This is a genomic window from Microbacterium sp. gxy059 (genome assembly GCF_050958665.1).
In the GTDB taxonomy this organism is placed as follows: Bacteria; Actinomycetota; Actinomycetes; order Actinomycetales; family Microbacteriaceae; genus Microbacterium.
Window position 1 is genome coordinate 19,415 of record NZ_JAMXWT010000019.1, and the last position, 14,380, is coordinate 33,794.

At 73.0% G+C, this 14,380-nt stretch carries 10 protein-coding genes, 1 tRNA gene and 1 pseudogene; 8 read left to right on the plus strand and 4 right to left on the minus strand.

Annotated features, from left to right (window positions below):
• Positions 1 to 171 precede the first annotated feature (171 nt).
• Both NHL53_RS11220 and NHL53_RS11225 read left to right on the plus strand, forming a co-directional pair.
• Entirely contained in the window at positions 172 to 1,884 is a 1,713-nt protein-coding gene (locus NHL53_RS11220) for an ABC-F family ATP-binding cassette domain-containing protein (RefSeq protein WP_433776953.1), read from the plus strand.
• Positions 1,885 to 1,916: 32 nt separating this feature from the next.
• Positions 1,917 to 2,864, plus strand: coding sequence for a diacylglycerol/lipid kinase family protein (locus tag NHL53_RS11225; protein WP_433776954.1), 948 nt, complete (start codon positions 1,917 to 1,919; stop codon positions 2,862 to 2,864).
• Positions 2,865 to 2,930: 66 nt separating this feature from the next.
• Here NHL53_RS11225 and NHL53_RS11230 read toward each other — a convergent pair whose 3' ends face one another.
• Entirely contained in the window at positions 2,931 to 3,299 is a 369-nt protein-coding gene (locus NHL53_RS11230) for a hypothetical protein (protein ID WP_433776955.1), read from the minus strand.
• Between the two features lie 38 nt (positions 3,300 to 3,337).
• Here NHL53_RS11230 and NHL53_RS11235 point away from each other — a divergent pair.
• The 4 genes from NHL53_RS11235 (at position 3,338) to NHL53_RS11250 (ending at position 5,044) form a co-directional block, all read left to right on the plus strand.
• A tRNA-Lys gene (locus tag NHL53_RS11235) sits at positions 3,338 to 3,410 on the plus strand.
• A 149-nt stretch (positions 3,411 to 3,559) separates the two neighbouring features.
• The gene (locus NHL53_RS11240) at positions 3,560 to 4,096 is read left to right on the plus strand and encodes a hypothetical protein (protein ID WP_433776956.1); all 537 of its coding nucleotides are present in this window, start codon (positions 3,560 to 3,562) and stop codon (positions 4,094 to 4,096) included.
• Positions 4,097 to 4,188: 92 nt separating this feature from the next.
• A complete protein-coding gene (locus tag NHL53_RS11245; protein ID WP_433776957.1) occupies positions 4,189 to 4,536 on the plus strand; it encodes a hypothetical protein in 348 nt (115 codons plus the stop codon).
• Between the two features lie 82 nt (positions 4,537 to 4,618).
• Positions 4,619 to 5,044: a hypothetical protein gene (locus NHL53_RS11250; protein ID WP_433776958.1), complete on the plus strand. Its 426-nt coding sequence runs from the start codon at positions 4,619 to 4,621 to the stop codon at positions 5,042 to 5,044.
• A gap of 7 nt (positions 5,045 to 5,051) precedes the next feature.
• On the opposite strand, the gene NHL53_RS11255 is transcribed toward NHL53_RS11250, so the two are convergent.
• Together NHL53_RS11255 and NHL53_RS11260 are read right to left on the minus strand one after the other, a co-directional pair.
• Positions 5,052 to 6,143, minus strand: a complete 1,092-nt coding sequence (locus NHL53_RS11255; protein WP_433776959.1) for an NAD(P)-binding domain-containing protein — start codon at positions 6,141 to 6,143, stop codon at positions 5,052 to 5,054.
• Positions 6,140 to 6,724 (minus strand): TetR/AcrR family transcriptional regulator, encoded by a 585-nt coding sequence (locus NHL53_RS11260; RefSeq protein WP_433776960.1) that lies wholly within the window; start codon positions 6,722 to 6,724, stop codon positions 6,140 to 6,142. Before NHL53_RS11260 ends, NHL53_RS11255 begins: the two co-directional genes overlap by 4 nt.
• A 93-nt stretch (positions 6,725 to 6,817) precedes the next feature.
• Between NHL53_RS11260 and NHL53_RS11265 the strand changes: the two genes are divergently transcribed.
• Together NHL53_RS11265 and NHL53_RS11270 are read left to right on the plus strand one after the other, a co-directional pair.
• Entirely contained in the window at positions 6,818 to 7,408 is a 591-nt protein-coding gene (locus tag NHL53_RS11265; RefSeq protein WP_433776961.1) for an NAD(P)H-dependent oxidoreductase, read from the plus strand.
• A gap of 66 nt (positions 7,409 to 7,474) precedes the next feature.
• Positions 7,475 to 8,044 (plus strand): annotated as a pseudogene (locus NHL53_RS11270) (LLM class flavin-dependent oxidoreductase); the annotation flags it as partial.
• A gap of 244 nt (positions 8,045 to 8,288) precedes the next feature.
• On the opposite strand, the gene NHL53_RS11275 reads toward NHL53_RS11270, so the two are convergent.
• Positions 8,289 to 14,318 (minus strand): GH92 family glycosyl hydrolase, encoded by a 6,030-nt coding sequence (locus NHL53_RS11275; RefSeq protein WP_433776962.1) that lies wholly within the window; start codon positions 14,316 to 14,318, stop codon positions 8,289 to 8,291.
• Positions 14,319 to 14,380 lie beyond the last annotated feature (62 nt).

Below are 14,380 nucleotides of genomic sequence, written 5' to 3' on the forward strand. Positions count from 1 at the left end.
TCCCGCTCCCCGCTCTGATCGGCGGGTCGAGCGCCTGATCGCTCCGCCGCGCACGCGAACCTCGCTGCGCCGCCGTCGCCTGATCATCCTCGCCGGGCGGCGATCCTTCCGTTCACCGCGCCCTTCTGCGCGCCGTCGTCCGGCTCCTCTTCACGACGAAGGAGCCCCTTCATGACCTCTGCATCCTCTCCCCTGCCGTCCCTCGAGCTGCCGGCGGGACCGGCCGCTCATCTCTCCCTCTCCGACGTCTCGGTCTCGCTCGGCGGAAGGCCGATCCTCACCGCGGTCGACGCCGTCGTCTCGCCGGGGACGCGCCTCGCGATCGTCGGCGAGAACGGCCGAGGCAAGACGACCCTCCTGAGAACGATGACCGGCGCCCTCTCCCCCGACGCGGGATCCGTCAGGCGCATCGGCACGATCGGCGTGGTCGAGCAGGAGATGCCCACCGCGCAGGGCGGCGTCGCCCTCACGGTGGGGGACGCGATCGACCGCGAGCTGAGCGGAGCGCGCGCCGCCCTGCGCGCCCTCGAGGAGGCCTCCGCGCTGCTCGTCGACGGGACGCCCGGCGCGGATGACGCGTACGCGGGCGCGCTCGACGCCGCGGTCCGCTTCGACGCGTGGGACGCCGACCGCCGGGTCGACATCGCCCTCGACGCGCTGGGCGCGGAGACCGATCGCGCCCGTCCGCTCGCCACGCTGTCCGTCGGGCAGCGCTATCGCGTGCGCCTCGCCTGCGTGCTGGGCGCACGGCACGACCTCCTGCTGCTCGACGAGCCGACCAACCACCTCGACCGGGCGGGGCTCGACTTCCTCACGGAGGCGCTCCGCTCCCACGCGGGAGGATCCGCGGTCGTCAGCCACGACCGCGCGCTCCTGCGCGACGTCGCGACGACGGTGCTCGATCTCGATCCGACGCGCGACGGCCGTCCGCGCTCGTACGGCGGCGGGTACGACGGATGGATCTCGGGCCGCGATGCCGAGCGCGAGCGCTGGGTGGCGGAGCACGACGAGCAGGTGCGGGAGCACGCGCGCCTCGCCCAGGCGGTGTCGGAGGCGCGGTCGCGGCTGTCGACGGGGTGGCGCCCGCCGAAGGGCACGGGGAAGCATCAGCGTCAGTCGCACGCGCCGGGGGTCGTCCAGGCGCTGCGCCGCGATCAGGAGGCGCTGGAGGCGCACCGCGTGACGGTGCCCGAGCCGCCGCTCTCGCTCCGCGTCCCCGTCTGGCGGCCGCGCCGGGGCGTGCTGCTGACCGCCGCGGAGGCGTCGCTCCCCGGCCGCCTGGACGCTCCCGTCTCCCTCGCCCTCTCCGCGGGCGACCGGCTGCTGCTCACGGGGCCGAACGGCGCGGGGAAGTCGACGCTCCTCGGCTTGCTCGCGGGGCGGATCGTCCCCGGATCCGGGTCGGTGCGCGCCGCGGACGGCGCGCGCATCGCGCTCGTGGCGCAGGAGACCGAGACGCCAGACGACGAGGTGACGGCGGCCGAGGCGTTCCGCCGCCACACGGGTCGCCTCCTCTCCGCGCGCCGGATCTCCGGAGGCGAGGAGACGGCGCTGTCCGCATACGGGCTCCTCGACGCGTCGGCGCGGGGCACCCGCGTGCGGGATCTCTCCGAGGGGCAGCGTCGGCGGCTCGAGCTCGCGCTGCGCCTCGCGGAGCGGCCGGACGCGCTGCTCCTCGACGAGCCGACCAACCACCTCTCGATGGCGCTCGTCGAGGAGCTGACCGACGCCCTGCGCTCCCTCCGGTGCGCGGTGATCGTCGCGACGCACGATCGGCAGCTGCGCCGCGACCTCGCGGACTGGCCCGAGCTGCGCGGCGGATCGGGCGCGCGGGCGAGGACCTCTTCTGGTCTTCCCCGCGGGCCGGAGGACGCGGGAGAATAGGAGGGCACCGTCCTGATTCGAGAGGAACTCCCGTGGCCGCTTCGCACCTCGGCATCGTCTGGAACCCGTCCAAGACCTCGAAGGAGGAGCTCGAGAGAGCCCTCCGCGAGGCCCTCGAGACCGCTGACGCGGATCCGCGGATCACGTGGGTCGAGACGTCCGTCGACGACCCGGGTCGCGGCGCGGCAGCGGAGGCGATCGAGGCCGGCGCCGACGTCGTCGTGGCGGCGGGAGGCGACGGCACGGTCCGGGCGGTGGCCGAGCGCCTCGCGGAGAGCGACGGCGACGTGGAGCTGGCGATCGCGCCGCTCGGCACCGGCAATCTGCTGGCACGCAACCTCGAGGTGCCGATCGACGACCTCGCGGGCGCGTTCGCCCGGGCCCTCGCCGGCGAGGCGCGGGCGATCGACCTCGGCTGGCTGCGCGCGGAGATCGACGGCGAGGAGGGGCGCTGGGGCTTCGCGGTCATGGCGGGCTTCGGCATCGACGCGCACATGATCACCGAGACCGACGACGATCTGAAGGATCGGGCGGGCTGGCTCGCCTACGTCGAGTCGCTGGGTCGCGCCGTCTCGGCGAGCGAGGTCGTCGGCCTGCGCGTGTCGGTCGACGGCGGCGACGAGACCGACACCGAGGCGCACACGCTGATCGTCGGCAGCTGCGGCACCGTGCAGGGCGGCATCACGCTGCTTCCCGACGCGGATCCGTCCGACGGCGAGCTCGACGTGCTCGCGATCGACGCGGAGGGCCTCGGCGGCTGGCTCGACACGATGAAGAACATGGTGTGGGACAACGGCCTGAAGCGCCTCCTCTCCCCGGGAGGGAAGGCCGAGAGCAGCGCCACGACGCTCCACCAGCGCGTGACGTCGATCGCGGTGGAGCTGGAGGAGCCTCGCGTCATCGAGGTCGACGGCGACGACCTGGGCAAGGCTTCCCGCATCGAGATCGAGGTGCAGCCGGGCGCGCTGCGCGTGCGCTGAGGTCCGCCGCTCCGTGAGGTGCGAGGCGTCAGAGGGATCGCGATCCCTCAGACGCCTCGCGGCCGTTCAGCGCGCGTCGAGGGCGTCGAGCACCGCGTGTCCGAGCCGGTCGGCGTCGTCGAAGGTGAGCGCGAGGTGGGCGCCGAGCGGATTGCCGAGCACCGAGGCCTCCCGCGTGTAGACGCCCGCGTCGGCGCGCCGCAGCACGTTGTCGCCGATGATCGCCTCGACGACCATCGTCAGCTCGGTGAGGGGGCTCGGCTCGCGCGTCGCGACGCCGCGATCGGTGAGCCAGCGGTCGAGCGACATCAGGATCCCCTCCGCGGCGCGGCGCTCGCCCCGCACGTGCACCGCCCGCGCCGCGTCCAGGACCTCGTCGAACCACTCGCGCGCGGAGGCGAGGTGCTCGGGGGTGAAGCGCCGCTGCTCCGTCATGGTCAGAAGCTACCAAGCACGGCGACTAAAGTGGAGGCGGGCCTATAGCTCAGCTGGCAGAGCATCGGACTTTTAATCCGCGGGTCGTGGGTTCGAGCCCCACTGGGCCCACTTCCCTCACGACGATCGGCGGGATCGATCGCAGACGACGGCGCGCGCAGAAGAGGCGCGGCGACGTTCCGATCGCTCGCGTCCGATAAGATCACGCGCGCCCCTGTCCGTGCACCGGGGCGGCGACGCGGACGGCGAGGGAGGGGTCCATGACGGGCGCACCTCCCCACGACGACGCATTCCCCGCGGTCGACTCGGCGCCCGACGGGCCTGACGAGCCGAGCGAAGCGAGCGACCCGCACGGCGAGTGGTGGATCGACGGACCGATCTTCTCGACCGAGCACAGGGGGTCGAGCATCACCTCGCAGAGGCCGGGCGCGAAGCCCGGGCGCTTCACCGGGAGCATGGTCGCCCGGCTCGCCGTCACCTTCGTCTTCTGGATCGGCTTCGCGTTCCTCGCTCTGCCGAGGCTCGTCGACCCCATCGCGTCGCCGCCCACCCGAGATCTCACCGCGCACGGGTGGTGGTGGGCGATCGTGATCCTCGCGACCCTCATGATGGTCCTGCTCGGCCCGACCTTCGGGTTCCAGAGGCGCGCCATGGAGCAGTACGGTCAGCTCGGGTTCCCCATGGTCGTGGCGGCGCTCGTCATCGCCGCGGCGTTCCTCATCGCGCTCCTGATCCATCTCCGAATCGACATCGACTACATCAGGAGCGCTCCCCGACCGCGGGATACGCGGACCTGACCGACACGCAGATCCACCTGATCCTCCTCGGCCTCGCCGCGCTCGCGACGCTCCTGCTCCTCATCGCCTTCCCGTTCTCGCTCTCCTTGGCGGTGAGGACGCAGCGGCGGATCGCGGCGATCCGCGACACGGGCACGCGCCACGCCGGCCGGCTGGAGGAGCTCGACTTCCGACACAGCCGCATCGGGGATCTGAGCCAGTTCTCGGTGCGCGTCGGGTTCGAGACGCCGGAGGGAACCCGCATCGTCGCCGCCCGCATGGAGGCGGACCCCGAGAGGGTGCCCCTCGAGGGCGAGCCGCTGCTCGTCTTCGTCGCGACGATCCGCCGGCGACGGAGGTCGCGCGAGCGGATCCTCATCGAGCCCGATCCGGATCACCCCCTTCGCTTCGACCCCGACAGCCGCAGATACACGGTGGCGACCGACGGGGGCGGCGGCTGACGGCTCGCGTGCGGCGCCGTCGTCCCCGGCCGGGCGAGCGCCCGCGCGAAGCCGAGCAGGGGGCGCATGACACCATGGGAGCATGACGAACGGCCTGGCACCGGCGGAGATCGCCGTGAGCATCGGCGCCTTCGCCGGGAGCGCGGTGTTCGTCGTGCTCAGCTGCTGGTGGCGGGCCGGCCGGTCCCCCGCCGCGCGCTGGTGGGTGCGCGACCGTCTCCCGTGGCCGGACGATCGCCCCGCATACGATCAGTTCGCGCTGGTCTACGCACCCCGCATCGCCGAGCTGCTCTTCGCGCTCGGCGTCCTGGCCATCCTGGGCCCCCTCTACACGCCCGTCACCGGCACGGGGCTCGCGGTCGCCCTCGTCCTCGTCCAGACCGGCATCATCGGCTTCGCCGGCTTCCTCGGCTGGCGGCGACGGTTCCCTCCGCTCTGGGTGTACCCGGCCTGGCTGAGGGAGACGCGACGCGAGGAGATCGCACGGCTGCAGCCCCCGCAGCCGTGAACCCCGCTCACCCGTCGTCGAGCCGCCGCGCGATCTCGCGGGCGGCGTCGCGGCCCGCGCGGTTGGCGCCGACGGTCGACTGCGACGGGCCGTAGCCCACGAGGTGCACGCGCGGGTCGGCGACGACGCGCGTGCCGCGCACGACGACCCCGCCCGCGGAGCTGCGCAGGCCCAGCGGATCCAGATGCCCGAGCGCGGGCGCGAAGCCCGTGGCCCAGAGGATCGCCTCGAGCGGGGTGAGGGATCCGTCGGCCTCGCGCACGCCCTCCGGCTCGATCCGGGCGAACATCGGGTGACGCACGAGCGCGCCGCGGTCGCGGGCGGCGATCGCGTGATCGTTCCACAGCAGCCCCGTGTACGAGACGATGCTCCGCGGCGGCTCCCCCGCCTCGGCGGCCGCGGTGACGCGCGCGATCGTCTCGCGCCCCTCGATCTCGGGGCGGAACGCCCCGTCGCGGAACACCGGCTCCCTCCGCGTGTACCACCGGGTCTCGGCCACGCGGGAGATCTCGTCGAGGTGCTGCACGGCCGAGATGCCGCCGCCCACGATCGCGACCCGCTGGCCTGCGAACGTCGAGGCTCCGACGTAGTCGCGGGTGTGCAGCTGCGCGCCGCGGAACAGCGCGCGCCCCGGCAGGTCCGGGATCACGGGATTCGTCCACGTTCCCGTCGCGTTGACGACCGCCCGGGCCCGCCAGGTGCCGCGATTCGTCTCGACGAGGAGGGGACCGCGCGGATCCCGGTCGGCGCGGCGAACCGCCTCCACGGCGACGGGCCGGACGATCGGGAGATCCTCCGCGCGCTCGAAGGCCGCGAAGTAGCGCGGCACGGCGTCGCGGCTCGGCTCGTCCGGGTCGACGGCGGGCTGCGGGAAGTCGGGGAGGTCGAAGATGCCGTTCACCGTGGACATCGTGAGCGACGACCACCGGTGCCGCCAGGCGCCGCCAGGAGCCTCGCCCGCGTCGAGCATCACGACGGTGCGGGACGCGCCCGGCTCGGCGAGAGCGCTCGCGAACCCGCGGAGTCGCAGGTGGTGGCCAGCGGAGAGCCCCGCCTGCCCCGCGCCGATGACGACGACGGAGGCGGCGCGATGCGTCATACGACGCCCGCGACGGTCTTCGCGAGCGCGCGGCGCGCGTCGTCGAACCCGATGCGTCCGCGCAGGATCGCGCGGGCGAGCGCGTCGGCGGCGCCGAGGATCACGTGCAGCGCCGCGTCCGGGACGCCGCCGTCGGGCGAGGACGGGGCGAGCGCCGCGCGGCAGCGCGCGCTGAAGGCGTCGTCCGCCTCCTGCCGCAGATCCTCGAGCTCGGCGGATCCCGACAGCGCGCCGCCCACCCCGGGCACCTCCGTGCTCTCGGCGTCGATGCAATCGAGATAGGCGTCGGCGATGACCCGGGCGACCTCGTCGAGGTCGTCGCCCGTCGTGGCGAGCGCCGCATCGAGGGCGAGGTGGGCGCGCCCCTTGAACTCGCGGTACAGCTCGACGAGCACGGCGGAGCGCGTGCCGAAGTGCTGGTAGACGAGCGGCTTGGTGACCCCCGCGCGATCGGCCAGGCGCGCGAGCGTGAAGGCGTCGGTTCCCTCGTCTCGGATGAGGGCGCGCGCCGTCTCGCGCAGCTGCAGGTGCCGCTCGTCGTAGGACATCCTCCGGCGGGTGGGGGTTCCTGCGTCGCTCATGGGAGTCCCTTCGGCCGGGATAGCAACTTACTCTTCGTAAGTTACGGTTGGTAACCAATCTTGCTCCCACTCTAACGCGGAAAGGCGCCGCCCATGCACACGCTCGTTCTCTTCGCCCACCCCGACCCCGCTTCGCTGACCGCGTCGACCGCGCGGCGCATCGCCGACGGCCTCGTCGCCTCCGGAGGCACCGCCGAGATCGCGGATCTCGCCGCCGAGGGGTTCGACCCGCGCTACGGAGACGCCGACCTCGCCGTGCTGCGCGGCGCGGGCGGGATCCCCGACGACGTCCTCCGCGAGCAGGAGCGCGTCGAGCGCGCCGACGCCCTCGTGTTCGTCCACCCCGTCTACTGGTGGGGCATGCCCGCCCTCATGAAGGGCTGGCTCGATCGCGTGCTGACCTTCGGCTGGGCCTTCGGCACCGACCAGGCGACCGCCATCGCCGAGCGCGACGTGCACCTCGTGCGCCTCGGCGGCAACGCCCCCGAGACCTACGACGCGCACGGCTACCGCGAGGCGATCCGCACCGTCGTCGATCACGGCGTGTTCGAGTTCGCCGGCGGCCCCGTCTCGTCCGCGCACCTGCTGCACACCGCCGAGGCGGGACTCGAGACGCGCCTCGACGAGACCGTCCGCGCCGTCGTGTCCCACGTCGGATCCGCCCGCGCCGAGGCCCTGGTCTGATCGTGCCCGCCGACGCGCCCCGCCGGATCGAGAAGCGCCGTCACGTTCCTCAGCTCGGACGACCCCGTGCGGGTCGACGAGCGGTTCGCGACGCTGCAGGGGCTGACGGACGGGCGCGCCGAGATCATCGTCAGTCGCGGCGCCTACACGGAGTCCTTCCCGCTGTTCGGCCTGCCCCTCGAACGCTACGAGGAGCTCTTCGACGATCGCCTCGGGCTCTTCTCGAAGCTCCTGACGAACGATCCGGTGACCTGGGAGGGCACGACCCGCGCGCCGCTGTCGGATCAGCGCGTGCATCCGGCCGTCGAGACGCCTCTGCCCGCGTGGGTCGCGGTGGGCGGCAGCCCGGAGTCGATCGCGCGCGCCGCGCGCCACGGACTGCCGGTGATGCTCGCCATCATCGGAGGGCCCCGCGCGCTTCGCGCCGTTCGCCGACCTGCACCGCCGCACGCTGGCCGAGCGCGGCTTCGCCGCGCAGCCCGTCGGCGTGCACTCGCCCGGCTTCATCGCCGAGACCGACGAGGAGGCGCGCGACCTCTTCTGGCCGCACTTCTCCAAGGTCATGGACCGGCTGGCGCGCGAACGCGGCTTCCTGCCGATGTCGCGGGAGCGCTTCGACGCGGACGCGATCGGCGGCGCTCTCATGGTGGGATCCCCCGAATCCGTCGCCCGGCGCATCGCCGACACGATGCGGTCGCTCGGCGCCTCCCGGTTCTCCCTGAAGTACTCGAGCGGTCACCTGCCGCACGAGCTGGCGATGCGCTCGATCGAGCTGTACGGCGCCGAGGTGGCCCCGCGCGTGCGCGCGCTGCTCGCCGACTGACGGACGACGGCGCGGCCCGGCTCCCCGAAGAGGGGAGCCGGGCCGCGCCGCAGGCGATCAGCGGGCGAGGCGTCGCCGCGCCAGGATCCAGAGCACCGCGCCGAGGAGCAGCAGCGCGATCACGGCGATCGCCACCGTGCCGCCGATGTCCCCGCCGGTCGGCGGGAGCGGCTCGGGCGTCGTCGACGTCACGGCGAGCGACGCCTCGGCCGTGAGGCCGGAGTCGGCGCCCTCCGCGACGAGCGTGTGGTCTCCGACGGTCGTCGACGCGGGGATCGCGACGTCGATCCGGAACCCGCCCTGGCCGTCGGCCGTCGCCTCCGCGACCTGCACCGGATCGGAGTGCAGGGTGAGCGTCACCGTCTCGCCGGCCGCGAACCCGCGCGCCGTCGCCTCGACGGATCCGCCCTGCGCCACGCTGTCGGCGCTGAGCGTCAGCCGCGCGTCGAGCACCGGCGCATCGCCGACCTCGATCGTGACCGCGTCCGACGCGGAGCCCTCGTAGGCGTCCGGGTCGTCCGGGGCGAAGACCGCCGTGAACGTGTGCGCGCCCGACGTCTCGACCCGCACGTCGACCGACGCGACGCCGCCGGAGGCGGTCGCCGATCCGACCGGATCGTCGCCCTCGAGGAACGTCACCTGCCCCGCGGCGGATCCGGGATCCACCGTCGCGACGAGCCGCACGACGTCTCCGGCGACGGGATCGTCCGCCTCGGCCGCGAGCGAGGTCGCGGTCGCCTGCGCGGCCGGGGTCGGCGAGGTCACGCGGATCTCGGCCGTCGCCTCCTGCTGGGAGACGTCGCCCACCGCGACGACCGCGTAGGCGCCGTCCGATGCGTCGTCCGGCACGACGAGGTCGGCCGAGACCGCGCCGTCGTCGTCGGAGCGGACATCCGCCTGGTCGCCCTCGCCGAGGGCGATCGACACCGCCTCGTCCGGCGCGAAGCCGGTGCCCGTCACGCGGAAGCCGTCGCCCGGCGCGACCTCGGCCGGATCGACCGCGATCTCGGGCGCGTACTCCGGCACGGCGTCCTCTACGAGGATCTCCAGGGCCGCCTCGGCCGAGACGATCCCGTCGTCGACCGTGACGACGACGGCGTACTCGCCCGCGTCGTCGTAGGTGTGCTCCGCGATCACCTCGCCGTCCGCGACCTCGACCGCCTGGACCGGGGATCCGTCGCCCCAGTTCACGATCGCGGTCTGCTCCTCGGCGCCGCCGGTCGTCGTCGCCAGCAGCGCCTCGAACGGCTCGCCCGTCGTCTGCGCGTCGACCGCGGCGGGCTCGATCGCGAGCGGCTCGGCGGCCGCGCGCTCCCCGTCGGAGGCGATCGCGAACACGTGCACGCGGCCGTCGGAGGCGAGGTCGCCCTCCTCCTGCGGCATCGTAAGCGAGGTCACGGTCTTGGGCTCGCCGTCGTCGTCCCGGTCGAGGTCGACCGGCGCGGTCGCGTAGATCGCGGTGTTCTTGATCGACGACTCGGCGTCCTTCCCGCTCAGGCGCCCCTCCGACACGGCGATCACGCTGTTGCCGAAGGCCGGATCCGCCGACGCGCCGACCCAGTCGCCGAAGGCGATCGGAACGGCCTGCTCGGATCCGTCGGAGAAGCGCAGCGTCGCCTCCGGATCCCGCTGGTCCTCCGTCGCGGTGCCGACGAACGCGATCTGCGTGGCGCCCTCGCCGAGGTCGAGGCTCACCGTCTGCCCCTCGCCCGTCAGGTTGTCGGGCTCGCCCGCCGGGATCGCCGGGAGGTCGTAGGTCAGCTCGGTGTCGGGGATCGGCAGGGTCTCGCCCTGCACGAAGCCGTCGTCCGCGAGCTTGTCGCGGGGGTAGCCGTGCCCCTGGCCGTCGCAGTCGGCCGCCTGCTCGCCGAGGTCTCCGATGCAGACGCCGTTGAACTGGCCGACGAGCGTCTGATCGCGGAAGACCGTGACGCGCGACGTCGCGGTCGCGACGGATCCCGCCGAATCGCGCACCGTGATGGCCGCGTCGTAGGCTCCGGGCGCCGTGAAGGTGTGCGGCGCGACGACGCGCCACCCGCCGAGGTCGTCGCGCACGAGCGAGACCTCCGGCGCGTCCGATCCGTCGCCGTAGTCGACCGTCACCTCGTAGCCGGAGGCGTCGTCCTCCTCGCCCACGATCGTCGCGATCGGGCGGTCGAACAGCTCATCGACGTGCACGCGCTGCGAGTCGGCACCCGTCACGTCGAGCCCGTCCGAGGCGTCGGCCGTGGCGAAGAGCTCGATCTCGGCGAGGGAGAGCTCGGCGTCGCCCGAGGAGACCTCGAGCTTCAGCTGCGTGAACGCGCCCTCGTCGGCGACCGAGAACGGACGCGTCTGCGTGTCCCACGCGAACGCCTCCCCCTCGCGCCGGTCGAGCTCGGTCCACGTCTTCCCGTCGACGGATCCGGACAGCGTCCAGCTCGCGGGCGCGGTGTCGGGGTCCGTGCCCGTGAGCGTGTACTGGCCGACGCGCACGGGGCCGGAGCGGGAGGTCCAGAGGAGCTCCGCGGATCCGCTCTCGAACGTCGCGGACGACGTCATCGCGTCGTCGACGAGCCCGCGCACATCGGCGTCGTCCACCGAGGTGAGCGTGCCGCGCCCCGCCGCCGTGGCGTCCACGAGCTTCTCCGGGGTCGCGACGTCCTCGCCGAGGTCCTTCGCGCCCCAGTCGCTCGGCTCGTCGCTCATCGCGAACGAGATCTCGCCGCCGGACCGGAGGAGGTCGCCGTCGAAGGTCGTCTCGTCGACCGGCTGGCCGTCGATCTCGACGCCCGCGACGTACGTCTTGCCCTCCGACGCGCCCGGCGCGCTCACGACGACGTCGTGATCGCCGATCGTCAGGGTCGCGCGGTCGAACAGCGGCGTTCCCACCGTGTAGTTCCCGGAGCCGTTCTCGAGCGGGTAGAACCCGAGGGCCGAGAACACGTACCAGGCCGAGAACTCTCCGTTGTCCTCGTCGCCCGGGTAGCCCTGTCCGATCTCGGATCCGACGAACAGCCGATTCTGGATGTCGCGGATCAGCTCCTGCGCGCCGGAGGGGTCGCCCGCCTCGGCGAGCACGTACGGGATGTGGTGCGCCACCTGGTTCGACATGCCGAGCATGCCGAGGCGCACGTCGCGCGCCTCCCGCGCTTCGTGGATGCCGGAGTAGTCGGCGCGCTCGCGCTCGGTCAGGAACGCGTGGAGCTCGTCGACCAGCCCCTGGCGTCCCCCATAGAGGGCGGCGAGTCCGTCGACGTCGTGCGGCGCGTGGAACGCGAACGTCCAGGCGCTCGCCTCCGTGAAGGCGCCGCCCCACTGCTTCTTGTCGAAGTCGGCGTCCTCGGCCCAGCTGCCGTCGGCGTGACGGGCCGTGAAGGTGCCCGCCTCGGGGTTGAACATCTCCACGTAGTGCGCCGCGCGGGCCTCGAAGTACGCGGCCTCCTCGCGCAGGCGGTCGACGCGATCGGCGGGCGTGCGCTCGTCGTCTGCGAGCGAGGCGGCCATGCGGGCGATCCCGTAGTCGTTGATGAAGCCCTCGAGCCCCCACGACGCGCTCTCGTGGGTGGTCGACTCGGTGTAGCCGAGGAAGATCGACTGGTCGAGCCCCTTGCGCCCCACGGCGTCGGAGGTCGGCAGCACCGTGGCGTTCTTGAGCGCCGCGTCGTAGGCGTCGAGAGCCGTGTCGATGTCGAGGGAGCCCGTGGCGTACACCTCGGCGAAGGCGACGTCGGAGCTCGTGCCCGTCATGAGGTCCGCGTAGCCGGGCGACGACCACCGGGCGATCCAGCCGCCGTCGCGGTACTGCTGCACGAAGCCGTCGACGAGCTCGTTCGAGAGCTCCGGATAGAGCAGCCCGTAGAGCGGCCACGCCGTGCGGTAGGTGTCCCAGAAGCCGTTGTTGACGTACACCTTGCCGTCGACGATCTGCGCGTTCGTCTCGGTGTCGGTCGCGTCCCCGTCCACGTCGGACACGGGGCTGGCGTAGGCGTACTGCGGGTCATCGGCGGATCCGACGTTCTCGAACTGCGAGTTCGGGTAGAGGTTCAGCCGGTACAGGCTCGAGTAGAGCGTGACGAGCTGCTCCTGCGTCGCGCCCTCGACGTCGTGCACGACGCCCAGGCGGTCGTTCCACGCCGTCCGCACGGCCTCGTGCGCGTCGTCGAACGAGACGCCGTCGAGCTCGAGCTCGTGGTTGCGCTCGGCCTGCTCCTGCGAGAGGAACGACGAGGAGATCCGCAGCTCGACCGTGCGGTCCTCCGAGGTGTCGAAGGCCGCGTAGCGGGCGGTCCCGCGGTCGCCCTCCGGCGTCTCGCCGGAGGCGACGGGCTGCGTGTCGAACGTGCCGTAGACGAACATGCGGGTGCGCCCCGGGTATCCGGATCCGCCGTCGACCCAGCCCGAGACGACGTCGCCGTCGACGGACAGCTTCGAGTCGTCGACGAGCTGGTCCACGAGCACCGACGAGTCGTCGCCCTCGAACGCGAAGCGGTAGATCGCGCCGTGGTCGGTCGGCACGACCTCGGTCGAGATGCCGTTCTCGAAGGTCACGGCGTACAGGTCGGGCCGCGCGGTCTCGTTCTCATGCCGGAACGGGAGGCGCCGGTCGTCGAGCGACGAGGTCGGGGCGCCCGTGGCCGCGGGGAGGATCGCGAGCTGGTTGCGGTCGCCCATCCAGATGCTCGGCTGGTGCGAGAAGCCGATGCCCTCGAGCGCCGGCAGGTTCTGCGCCGTGTTGGAGCGCTGGTACTGGTAGATGGATCCGACGTTGTCGGCGTCGGTCATCGGCGTCACGAAGTTGAAGCCGTTCGGCCAGCCGGCCGCCGGGATGTTGTTGCCCCGCGAGAACCCGCCGGACGAGTTCGTGCCGCGGCGCGTGTCGACGTACGACACGAGGCCGTCGGACGCATCGATCGGCTCGGCGGGGGCGATCGAGACGTCGTCGATCCACCCCCTCACCGAGGTGCCGGCCGCCGCGGGCTCGACGCCCGTCACGTCGGCGCCGGGGTGGTCGTAGTCGAGCAGCAGCCCCGTGACGGTGCGCCCGGCGAAGGCGCCGAGGTCGACCGTCACCTGGTTCCACTGGTCGGGCCAGAGCACGTTGGCGGATCCCTGCGACCGCGCATCCGCGCCGAAGCCGTGGGTGTCGGTCGCTCCCGTGGCCGACAGCACCTCGCCGTCGTCGAACACGACGTCGACGGCGACGAACGTCGACGCATAGGTCTGCGCGTCGTCGAGCTCGGGGAAGACGACGTACGACAGCTGCGTGTCGGAAGCGACCTCGACGTCGAGGTCGTCGTACAGCACGCCCGAGGACGACGCGGGGCCGTCGGCGAGGTGCTCGCCCATGTAGCGCAGGGCCTGCACCCCCGTGAAGCCGACGCCGGTCTTCGCCGTGTGGGAGTCGGCGGGCCCGGCGTGGACGTCGAGCGCGAGGTCGGAGGGGGTGCGCTCGGCGGCGAGGTCGGTCACCGGCTCCCAGCCGGCGAGCTGGATGATCCCGCCGGACTGGTTGGCGGAGATGTCGAGCCGGTAGAACGCGAACGCCTCGCTCTGCTCCTCGAGCTCGAAGGTGCGGGTCTCGCCGCGCTTGGAGAAGCTCTCGCCGGTGCGCTCGTCGAGCACCGTCCAGTCGGAGCCGTCGTGCGACCCGAGCAGGCGGAAGTCGCGGGGGTCGCGCTCGGGAGCGTCGTTGCCGGAGGTGAGGGTGTAGGCCTCGAGGGCGGCGCCCTCGCTGAGGCGGTACTGCGCCCAGGCGGCGTCGTCGAAGACGAGCCACTTGGAGGCGGCGCTGCCGTCCGCCAGCCGGTCGGCGGTCTCCTGGGGCGGGTTCTCGTCGGAGGCGGTCACCTCGTCGACGAGGGGGAGGGCGCTGCCGGGGGCGAATCGGTCGCCACTGATGTTCTGCGGATCGCCCGTGCCGGAGAGCACCGGCGCGGCGTCGTCCGCCTCGAACGAGGAGGAGAACGTCGTCGTCCCCTCCTCGGCGGCCGCGGCGGCGGCCGGAGCCAGCAGGGCCGCGCCCAGGGTAGCCGCCGTCAGGGCGGCGATGGCAGTTCTCCGTGGGGGTCGGGGCTTCGTTGCGTCCGACCGACTGGCGTCTCTCACCGGTTCTCCTCGCGTCGATGATGCGGATCTGACATCGCTGTCATATGATGCGAGGGACGCTA

Coding starts and splice junctions, on each gene's coding strand:
- NHL53_RS11220 (WP_433776953.1), top strand. CDS start 172: ATGACCTCTGCATCCTCTCCCCTGCCGTCCCTCGAGCTGCCGGCGGGA.
- NHL53_RS11230 (WP_433776955.1), bottom strand. CDS start 3,299: ATGACGGAGCAGCGGCGCTTCACCCCCGAGCACCTCGCCTCCGCGCGC.
- NHL53_RS11240 (WP_433776956.1), top strand. CDS start 3,560: ATGACGGGCGCACCTCCCCACGACGACGCATTCCCCGCGGTCGACTCG.
- NHL53_RS11250 (WP_433776958.1), top strand. CDS start 4,619: ATGACGAACGGCCTGGCACCGGCGGAGATCGCCGTGAGCATCGGCGCC.
- NHL53_RS11255 (WP_433776959.1), bottom strand. CDS start 6,143: ATGACGCATCGCGCCGCCTCCGTCGTCGTCATCGGCGCGGGGCAGGCG.
- NHL53_RS11260 (WP_433776960.1), bottom strand. CDS start 6,724: ATGAGCGACGCAGGAACCCCCACCCGCCGGAGGATGTCCTACGACGAG.
- NHL53_RS11265 (WP_433776961.1), top strand. CDS start 6,818: ATGCACACGCTCGTTCTCTTCGCCCACCCCGACCCCGCTTCGCTGACC.